This is a genomic window from Paraburkholderia ultramafica, from assembly GCF_902859915.1.
Taxonomy (GTDB): Bacteria; Pseudomonadota; Gammaproteobacteria; order Burkholderiales; family Burkholderiaceae; genus Paraburkholderia; species Paraburkholderia ultramafica.
The window spans coordinates 1-9,034 of record NZ_CADIKK010000080.1; the positions used below are offsets into that span (position 1 = coordinate 1).

General features: G+C 60.3%; 9 protein-coding genes and 1 pseudogene. 9 read left to right on the forward strand and 1 reads right to left on the reverse strand.

Going from position 1 to position 9,034, the window contains the following annotated elements; all coding sequences use genetic code 11:
- Positions 1-225: 225 nt before the first annotated feature.
- From HV744_RS35460 to HV744_RS35470, 3 genes are all read left to right on the forward strand, one after another.
- Complete coding sequence (locus tag HV744_RS35460) at positions 226-957, forward strand: IS6 family transposase (protein WP_175153915.1); 732 nt, start codon at positions 226-228, stop codon at positions 955-957.
- A 202-nt stretch (positions 958-1,159) separates the two neighbouring features.
- Positions 1,160-1,834, forward strand: coding sequence for a YciI family protein (locus HV744_RS35465; RefSeq protein ID WP_175153916.1), 675 nt, complete (start codon positions 1,160-1,162; stop codon positions 1,832-1,834).
- Positions 1,835-2,510: 676 nt separating this feature from the next.
- Positions 2,511-2,807, forward strand: a complete 297-nt coding sequence (locus tag HV744_RS35470) for a DUF1330 domain-containing protein (protein ID WP_175153917.1) — start codon at positions 2,511-2,513, stop codon at positions 2,805-2,807.
- Between the two features lie 91 nt (positions 2,808-2,898).
- Here the strand turns inward: HV744_RS35470 and HV744_RS35475 are convergent, their stop codons facing one another.
- Positions 2,899-3,567 (reverse strand): TetR/AcrR family transcriptional regulator, encoded by a 669-nt coding sequence (locus tag HV744_RS35475; protein WP_175153918.1) that lies wholly within the window; start codon positions 3,565-3,567, stop codon positions 2,899-2,901.
- Positions 3,568-3,795: 228 nt separating this feature from the next.
- On the opposite strand from HV744_RS35475, the gene HV744_RS35480 reads away from it, so the two are divergent.
- The 6 genes and pseudogenes from HV744_RS35480 to HV744_RS35505 form a co-directional block, all read left to right on the forward strand.
- Positions 3,796-4,572, forward strand: coding sequence for an enoyl-CoA hydratase/isomerase family protein (locus tag HV744_RS35480; protein WP_175153919.1), 777 nt, complete (start codon positions 3,796-3,798; stop codon positions 4,570-4,572).
- A gap of 2 nt (positions 4,573-4,574) precedes the next feature.
- Positions 4,575-5,813: a CaiB/BaiF CoA transferase family protein gene (locus HV744_RS35485; RefSeq protein ID WP_175153920.1), complete on the forward strand. Its 1,239-nt coding sequence runs from the start codon at positions 4,575-4,577 to the stop codon at positions 5,811-5,813.
- Between the two features lie 35 nt (positions 5,814-5,848).
- Positions 5,849-7,255 (forward strand): NAD-dependent succinate-semialdehyde dehydrogenase, encoded by a 1,407-nt coding sequence (locus tag HV744_RS35490; protein WP_175153921.1) that lies wholly within the window; start codon positions 5,849-5,851, stop codon positions 7,253-7,255.
- A 72-nt stretch (positions 7,256-7,327) separates the two neighbouring features.
- On the forward strand, positions 7,328-8,212 hold the full coding sequence (locus tag HV744_RS35495; RefSeq protein ID WP_175153922.1) for a beta-keto acid cleavage family enzyme: 885 nt from the start codon (positions 7,328-7,330) through the stop codon (positions 8,210-8,212).
- Positions 8,213-8,365: 153 nt separating this feature from the next.
- A complete protein-coding gene (locus HV744_RS35500; RefSeq protein WP_175153923.1) occupies positions 8,366-8,797 on the forward strand; it encodes a tautomerase family protein in 432 nt (143 codons plus the stop codon).
- 90 nt (positions 8,798-8,887) lie between these two features.
- Positions 8,888-9,034 (forward strand): annotated as a pseudogene (locus tag HV744_RS35505) (IS6 family transposase); the annotation flags it as partial.

The window sequence follows — 9,034 nt, forward strand, 5'->3', positions numbered from 1 at the left end:
TGAATCCCGATCGCGCTGACCCGGACAGCGTCATCTCACAACCCTACAACCAGGAGTTGAAAGCAGCCTGAATTCCAATCGTCGAGGTGACAACTACTTTGACAACGGCCGCGCCCGCCTGAGGTCGACGACCGGGTGATGCCCGGCCATTGGGAGGGCGACTTCATCAAGGGCGCCGGCAACGGCACTGTCAGGTTGCTGGAGATGCGGCGGTAAAATGAAACGATGAAAAAGACGAAATCGCTTTATCACGGCCACCGCTTTCCTGCTGTCGTCATCAGCTGCGCCGTTCGCTGGTACTTCCGGTTCAGCTTGAGCCTGCGCGACATTGAGGAGTTGTTGCTCGAGCGTGGCGTCGTGGTCACGTACGAAACGATCCGTTGCTGGTGCGATAAGTTTGGTGCTGGATTCGCTCGGTGCGCCAAGGCGATGCGGCGCAAGGCCGGCAGCACATGGCATTTAGACGAAATGTTCGTGACACTGCGCGGCGAGCCGTATTTGTTGTGGCGCGCGGTCGACGAGCATGGCGTTGAGCTCGACGTGCTGGTGCAAAAGCGTCGCGACAAGGCCGCGGCAAAGCGTTTCTTTCGGCGAGTGCTGCGTTCAAACCCTGTGCCGAAGAAGATCGTTACCGACCAACTGCGCAGTTATCCGGCAGCAAAGGCTGAGATACCTGAGCTTGCTCAGGTAAAACACATTTTCGTCAAAGCGGCTGCACGCGTGAACAATCGGGCCGAGAACAGCCACCAACCGACCCGCAGGCGCGAATGCCAGATGTGCGGCTTTCGCAATGCTCGTCGCACACAGGCATTTCTTTCATGCTTCGGCCCAATCCGTCAGCACTTCGCGCTGCCCAGACATAAGATGAACGCGGCGCGTCATCGCCTCATACTCAAAGAGCGCCTCGACACATGGCATGATTGGACTGTCTCTGCTGCAATCGAGACGTTTATCTGATAAGGATAACTACGAGTTGGCTATACAGTTGGCTTGCAGCAGCCAACTTGACAACGCCGCCGCCGCGGGTGTCGCAAGCCTCGCGTTTGCCGACATGGCTCCAGTCATGGCAGCGTCCTCGCCCTCCAAAGACGCTGCCGTTCAAGGGTCGGCGTCTGCGCTTCCCACGCTTTCGCAAGTCCTTTCAGGAAATCCAGGCTCAATGAAAATCGTGAACTTCGCGACGTACGTTCAGGACCGGACCAGGGTGGATGCGTCCCGCGCCGAGCATCAGGCTTATGCGGACGCGCTTCGCGAGCACGACCGGCTAGTAATAGGCGGTCCGTGGCTCGACGACGACGGGCGGGTCCGCGGCGTCCTGCTCGTTTATGAAGTCGCGGCGAAGCAGGAAGCCGAGGCGCTAGCGCAAAGCGATCCGTTCGCTCTGAAAGGTGCGATTGCGGACTATCGCCTGACCGAGTGTAACGTGCTCAACAGCAACATCGCATTGCTCGCTGCCGCGCTGGTCCCGGCGGATCGGCGTGTTCAGCGCAAAGAACCACGTGTAGCCGACGCTACGCCGGTTGAGCCGGACGCGCACGCCACGCAAACCTACGTCAATTACGCGAAATACGTTTCCGACCGCTCGCACGTCGAGCAGATAAGGCCGGCGCACCGGTCGTACGAACGGACGATCGAGGCGAACGGCAAGTTGATCATGACGGGGCCTTTTGCAGACGACTCCGGCGCGCTGTTCATTTATCGGGCGCGGTCGAAAGACGAAGCGATGGCGCTGGTACTGGAGGACCCGTACCACGCTGAGGGCGTGTTCGAGACGTACGCGCTTTCGCAGTGGCGGCTGTTCGGGTTGAACGCGGGATTGATCCAGAATCGTTGAAGCGCATGCTTCCCGCTGACGTTGTCGCGCCGGCGTATCAAAAGGCGGTCGTGGGTATCGAGCAAGAAGCCGCACTCATGTTATCGGCTTCAAAAGTCAATCGCCTCGGGGCGGCATCAGTTCGAACCATTGAGCACCGACGTTAGTTCACAAACGAGCACGCGCCCTCTCCTGTTTCTCCGCGAACTGGAATGTGCTGTTGGCGAAGAGTTGATGCGAGCCTATGTCGAATTCGCCCGACGCCACACGGCCCCCGTCGAGTCGATGGCTTGCGTGGCCGGGTGATTGGACCCAGTCAACGTTTTAGCGCCGCGCCGTGCTGCGCGATTGAATTAGACGCGGGACCAGGGAAAGTGCGAGTATCGGTTGCTTGAGCGCAAGTTATCATTGATAACACTGCGAGCGGGAAGACGTGGATGAGTATGACCGTGCCGTGTGTCTTGTGAATGCGCGCAAGTCCGTGCGCCGCTGCGAGCGGTCATTTAGCAGACGGCGTCAGGCGGCACGAGCATCGAATACGTTCAGCCATCCTTACTGCTTCGACAGTTCCGCAATCAAACCGTCGATACGATGGGCGTCAGTCTTGATGAGCGGATGAGCAAGCTCATGCACGACGCGGTTGGCTGACACCTGCCGCTTCACCGATTTTGAAGTGTCTATCAACTGAGGAAACAAAATGGCAAAAGGATATTGGATAGCAGCGTATCGAGCGATTCATGATGAAAGCAAGCTCGCGGCATACGGCGCCCTTGCGGGGCCGGCGGTGAAAGCGGCCGGCGGAAGGTTTCTGGTGCGAGGCGGCGAGGTGGCTGCGTTCGAAGCGGGTTTGAAGCAGCGGACCGTTGTCGTTGAATTCCCGAGCTATGAGCAGGCTCTCGCCGCGTATCAGAGCAAGGCTTACCAGGAGGTGTTGGCCATACTGGGGGATGGCGCCGAAAGGGACGCGCGCGTCGTCGCTGGCGTCGACGACTGAGACGTACCCGGAAGCCGCCGAGGCGACGCCCCGCTGAAGACAAGAATTCTCTCCTTCAGCGGGGCGCAACGATACAAACAGTCATGACCATTCAGGCCCGGGCAGTCGCCTCGAGCAGTTTCTTCAAGCATTCAGGCCCGGCTGCAATCGCCTGCAAGAACATGGTGATCGAGAAGTGAACCATCGGACGAACATCGACACGCATATCCGACCTCGGCACGCGACCGCTGAGGATGAGCGTCGCAAGCCCGTGCTCCATCGCATACGCGCCGTGAGTCACAAAAGGTAGCGATTCCGCACTCCACCCGCATTCCTCGGCATACGCCGCGACGGCCCCGGCGAAGTACGAAAACGACGCGTTACCCGCCTGCGATAGTTCAGGGTAGGCGTCGCGATCGATGATGAGCGGGCCAGCCATCAGAGCGAACAAACCCTTGTGCGCATCAGCGAACTCCACGTACGCATTCATCATCCGATAGGCAATGGTGAGCGAATCGCCGCCCGCGCCGACGATCTGTTGACGGATGCTGGCGAGTTCCCGAAGCCCGTCGGCGGCGAGGGCGGCGAGAAATTCAGACTTGTCGGAAAAGTGACGCGCCGATGCAGCCGACGATACGCCCACCGCTTTCGCCAGGCGACGAAGACTTAACTCATTGGGTCCGAACGTTTCGAGTTCCGATCGGCCTTCTGAAATCAGGGCGTTGCGCAGATCGCCGTGATGATAGGCACTGCTAGTGGTACGGGATGCTTCTGCAGACATTCAATGGGCCTCGCGAGGAAGTCTTGATAGCTGAGGCAGGCGCCAGTTGTCGTGATGGATCAGGCGGGCACTCTCCTATCGATTTTACCAAACCGGACGATGGCGTAGCCCGGCCGCTCATTCGCATCTGATTTGCGGGAAAACCCGGATACCCGCGGCGACACGCGATGTTATCATTGTCCACATCTATGTTATCGGTGCAAACATGGCAACACGAATGGAGTCGAAATGAGCAACGAGATTCTTGTGGTCGAGGTTAGAGGGAAGGTCACTGTCCTTACGATGAACCATGCCCCCCACAACCTTATGGGCCCCACCATGTATCGGGAACTGCTTGCGGCCTTTGCTGAAGCAGTGGAACGCGGGTCGCGGGCAATCCTGCTGCGCAGTGCGCTGCGTCACTTCTCGGCGGGTGCCGAAGTCAATCTGTTCCCCGATCGCATCACGAACGAGGGTAAGGCCTTGATTGATCCGGTCGAAACGCTGCGCGCCTTCGAGACGCTGCCCATCCCGATCGTCGTGGCAGTCAACGGCGTTTGCCTGGGCGGTGGTTTCGAGGTTGCGCTGGCGTGCGACTACAGCGTCGTGGGAGAGTCGGCGAAGATCGGTTCAGTGGAGGTTGCACTTGGGCTGCATCCGCTGCTTGGCGGTATCCAGCGGCAGGTCATGCGCGCCGGTCCCGCCCGGGCGAAGGAACTGGCGATGCTCGGGCGCCGCTACGACGCGGCTACGCTCGAGCGCTGGGGGCTCGTGAACCTGGTGGTGCCCGACGACAAGCTCGACGAAGTCTCATTCTCGATAGCCGAAGAGTTGGCAAACGGGCCGACCGTCGCCCATGCCGCAACGAAGCGACTCGTGTCGATTGCGCTCAACGAAGGCGTCGAGGCTGCGGACAAAGCCATGTTCGAGGTCCAGAAACCCATTTGGGCATCGGCAGACCTGCAGCGGGGCCTCGACTCGTTTTTCAGGAACGGCCCTGGGCTCGCGGTCTACGAGGGGAACTGATCATGTCGGGTCCACTTTCAGGCATCAAAGTCGTTGACTTCTCCCGCGTGCTCGCCGGTCCGCTCTGCGCGCGTACGCTTGCCGATCTCGGCGCGGAGGTCGTGAAGATCGAACCGCCTCGCCCCGATGTGACGCGCGTGGCATTTCCCTTCGTGGACGGTATGTCCGGCTACTACGCGCAGCAAAATAGCGGCAAACGCAACGTCAGCATTGATCTCAATGTGCCGAACGCGCGCGAACTGGCCCTGCGCTTATGCGACGACGCCGATATCGTCGTCGAAAATTTCCGCGCCGGCACGCTCAAGACGTTTGGACTGGACTATGAGTCGCTGAGCAGGCGCAATCCTCGACTGATTTATGTGTCGATCACCGGTTATGGGCAACGCGGCCCGTGGGCATCACGCATGGCCTATGCCCCGACCGTGCAGGCCGAAGCCGGTTTCACTCATCGCACGCTGACGCACTTCAACAATTTCGATGGCCGCACACGCACCGACGCGCTATCGCACGCTGACGTGTACGCCGGATTGCAGGCCTCGATTGCCGTACTCGCGGCGCTGCGCAAACGGGAAGTCACGGGCCGCGGGCAGCACATCGACGTCGCGATGGCGGCGGTGCTGCTGTCTATCAACGAGCGCGCGCATATCGACATTGCGGGCGTTGATACAGGCGCGGAGCCAGGCGCATTAGGTGCGGCCGAAGGATCGCATTTTGTCGGTCCGGGCGGAGAGGAGTTCGTGGCGGCGCAAAGCATTATCGGCAGCATGACGTTTCCGAACTATCTGCGTGCGATGCGCCGTCCCGACCTGCTTCAGGACCCGCGCTTTGCCACGGCACAGCAGCGGCTGCAAAACTACGACGCGCTGCACTCGATCATTCAGACATGGATGTTCTCGTTCCGGGATCTCAAGTCGCTCGATGCCCAACTGGATGAAGCGAAGATCGCGATTGGCCAGATCCGGACACTCGAAGAACTGGCCAATACCGAATGGGCGCAGCAATGGGGCGCGGTTCAGGAAGTGCCCGACCGGCGCGGCGGCACGTACAAGCTTCACGGTTACCCGTGGCACTTTTCGGATGAGACGCTCGGGCGGCGACCCGCGCCCGCATTTCGCGGCGAGCACAACGTCGAAGTGTTTCGCGAGGTGGGTCTGTCTGAAGACGAAATTCAGCACGCGATTTCCAGCGGCATGTTGTTAAGCGCCGTGCCGGCGACCGCGGAGATCGCCGTCGGTAATTGAAGAGACCCGACGCCACCATTTTTCATGGAGAACTCATGCCGTACCTGACCATCAATCCTGCTACCGGCGAGCTGCTCGCCACCTACGACGACATATCCGATCAGTTGCTCGAAGCGAAACTCGCCGTAGCGCATCGCGCCTTTGAAACCGACTGGCGTCGCCGTCCGGTCAGCGACCGGGCACGCATTGTGTCGCGCGCCGCAGCGCTGTTGCGGGAAAAGACCGACGAATACGCGAGCTATCTGACGCTGGAAATGGGTAAGCGCAGCGGTGAAGCGCGCAAGGAAGTGGAATCGTCGGCCAGCATTCTCGAGTACTACGCAAAGCATGCGCACGCGTATCTGCAACCGCGCCCGCTCGCGGAGGCGCCCGGCGCGGCCGTGCACGTCGAGCCGATCGGCGTGCTGTTCGGCATCGAGCCGTGGAATTTCCCCTACTACCAGATTGCGCGAGTGGCCGGGCCACAACTGATGGTGGGCAACGTTTTGCTGCTCAAGCACGCCGAAAGCGTGCCGCAATCGGCGCTGGCCTTCGCGCGACTGTTCGATGAAGCGGGCGCGCCCGAAGGCGTATATACGAATCTGTTCATCTCTATCGAGCAGGCCGGCCGCGTCATCGACGACCCGCGCGTACAGGGCGTAACGCTCACCGGCAGCGAGCGCGCCGGCGCCGCCGTCGCCGAGCGTGCCGGCCGCAATCTGAAGAAGGTCGTGCTCGAACTGGGCGGCAGCGATCCGTTCATCGTGCTGGAGGATGCGCCACTCGATTGGGCGATCCAAAGCGCGGTCGCGGGCCGCATGCTCAATGCGGGTCAATGCTGCGTCGGTTCCAAGCGCATCATCGTAGTCGGCAAGGCACGCGGCGAGGCGTTCCTCGAAGGCTTCGCGCAGCGGATGGCAGCGCTCGAGACCGGCGATCCGGCCGATCCGGCGACGGCCGTCGCTCCACTTTCGTCCGAGCGCGCGCTGAATCTACTGCTGGAACAGATCGATCGCGCGACTTTGCACGGTGCGCGCATTGTGTGTGGCGGCAAGCGCGTCGAGCGCCTAGGCTTCTACCTGCAACCGACTGTTCTGACAGGCATCACGCCGCAAAATCCGGTCTTCGCAGAAGAACTGTTCGGCCCGGTCGCCGCGTTCCACGTCGTCGAGGACGAAGCTGCGGCGATCGCACTCGCCAATGGCACGCCGTACGGTCTCGGCGCGTCGGTGTTCACCGCGGATACCGCACGCGGCGAGCGAGTCGCTGCGCAGATTGACAGCGGCATGGTGTTCATCAACCAGCCGTTCGGCACGTCGGCAGAGTTGCCGTTCGGTGGTGTCAAGCGTTCAGGTTTTGGTCGAGAGCTTTCTCAGCTGGGCTTCGACGAGTTCGTCAACAAGAAGCTGATCAGGGTTGCCCCCGTTGGGGCGCCGCCGTTCGGCCCCGCACAGGCCGCCTGAAGAGTCCCCGACGCGCCGCCCGCTCATTATCTTTTGTCGCGCCCCGTTCTTATTTCGCTTTGACCGAACACTATGGTAACCAAGACGATCATCAGTTGCGCACTCACTGGAAGCGACGACACTCCGCGGCTAAGCCCTGCCGTCCCTGTTACGCCCGAGCAGATCGCCAATGAGGCTATTGCGGCATGTGAAGCCGGTGCGAGTATCGCCCACATTCATGTTCGTGACCCCAGGACTGGCGTGCCAAGCACTGAACTGTCGCTTTACAGCGAAGTCGTTTCGCGCATCCGCGATAGTGGGTGCCCGATATTGATCAATCTGACGACGGGCGCGGGTGCGCGTTTCGTTCCCAGCGACGAAGACCCGAACCGGGGAAGTGAACTGAGTACGATGATGACGCCCGAGGCCCGCGTCCGGCATGTGCTCGAGTTGAGGCCGGACATCTGCAGCCTGGACGTGGCGACCATGAACTTCGGCAACCGCGCATTCGTCAACGTGCCTGACCATCTGATCAAGATGGCAACCTTGATCGAGGAAGCTGGGGTGAAGCCGGAAATCGAGGTATTCGATCTCGGGCACGTGCGTCTGGCGCGGCACCTGATCGAAACGCAGGGGATTCTTCAGGCTCCGCTGTTTCAGTTGTGTCTTGGTGTGCCCTGGGGAGCATCCGCCGACACCGAGAGCCTTCTTGAGATGAAGCGGTATCTACCCGAGAACGCGCGCTGGTCGGCGTTCGGCATCTCGCGCGCCCAATTTCCTATCGTGGCGCAAAGCGTGATTCTTGGCGGCCATGTCCGCGTAGGCCTCGAGGACAATCTTTATCTTGCCAAAGGGGAACTGGCGCCAGGCAACGCAGCGCTGGTCAAACGCGCGGTGAATATCATCAAAAGCATCGGCGCAGACGTGGCGACGCCTGACGAGGCTCGCAGCCTACTCGGCCTTACCCGTCGCCAATAGCACTGCGTTGCGCGGAACATTGGTTTTGACCGGCAGCCTATTCCTGGGCTACCGATACCGCCGCCTCACTGGTGTCAGGTTCATCCTGTTTTGCAAGAGACCTGGATGGTCTGACATAAGAAACGCGGCATCTATTGATGCATGGAGACAAAAATGCCTTTGTGGAATATCTATCACCCGGTTGGCGCCTACACAGCAGAAGATAAGCAGGAGATGGCGCGGCGCATCGCCGACGTTTACATCATTCCTCGCTTCTACGTAGGCGTCCTGTTTCATGAACAGCCAAAAGACTCCTTCTTCATGGGAGGCGAGCCACGCGACGACTTTGTGAGAATCCGATTGGACCAGTTCGCCCGGCACATCTCCAAGGACGTCGCGTGGACGGAGTCCTGGCTCCGCAAAGCGAACGCCGCGATAGCGCCATTTGTCCAGGAGCGAGGCTACCACTACGAATTGCATGTCGGCGAAACGCCGCGAGAACTGTGGCTGATCGACGGCCTGCGACCACCTCGTCCCGATACGGACGCCGAGAAGAAATGGAAGCTTGAAAACCGCGCGTCGCCCTACGATCCGAGCGAAGGTTGAATGGATGGTTCTGGTGCAAATAGTCTCGAGGACTCGGTTAAAGTAGCGAGCCTGACAGACTGGTAGCCGATAATGAGCAAGCGCAAGGGTATGGAGGGGTTATTCGACGGTCGGCATTTTGATCGCGAGATCATTGTTCTGTGCGTGCGCTGGTACCTTCGCTACAAGCTTAGCCTGCGGGACCTGGTCGAGATGATGGCCGAGCGGGGACTGGTGCTGGCGCACACCACGATCATG

Bases quoted from the DNA above. Each gene is read 5' to 3' on its own strand.
- HV744_RS35460 (WP_175153915.1), top strand. From the start codon at position 226: ATGAAAAAGACGAAATCGCTTTATCACGGCCACCGCTTTCCTGCTGTC.
- HV744_RS35465 (WP_175153916.1), top strand. From the start codon at position 1,160: ATGAAAATCGTGAACTTCGCGACGTACGTTCAGGACCGGACCAGGGTG.
- HV744_RS35470 (WP_175153917.1), top strand. From the start codon at position 2,511: ATGGCAAAAGGATATTGGATAGCAGCGTATCGAGCGATTCATGATGAA.
- HV744_RS35475 (WP_175153918.1), bottom strand. From the start codon at position 3,567: ATGTCTGCAGAAGCATCCCGTACCACTAGCAGTGCCTATCATCACGGC.
- HV744_RS35480 (WP_175153919.1), top strand. From the start codon at position 3,796: ATGAGCAACGAGATTCTTGTGGTCGAGGTTAGAGGGAAGGTCACTGTC.
- HV744_RS35485 (WP_175153920.1), top strand. From the start codon at position 4,575: ATGTCGGGTCCACTTTCAGGCATCAAAGTCGTTGACTTCTCCCGCGTG.
- HV744_RS35490 (WP_175153921.1), top strand. From the start codon at position 5,849: ATGCCGTACCTGACCATCAATCCTGCTACCGGCGAGCTGCTCGCCACC.
- HV744_RS35495 (WP_175153922.1), top strand. From the start codon at position 7,328: ATGGTAACCAAGACGATCATCAGTTGCGCACTCACTGGAAGCGACGAC.
- HV744_RS35500 (WP_175153923.1), top strand. From the start codon at position 8,366: ATGCCTTTGTGGAATATCTATCACCCGGTTGGCGCCTACACAGCAGAA.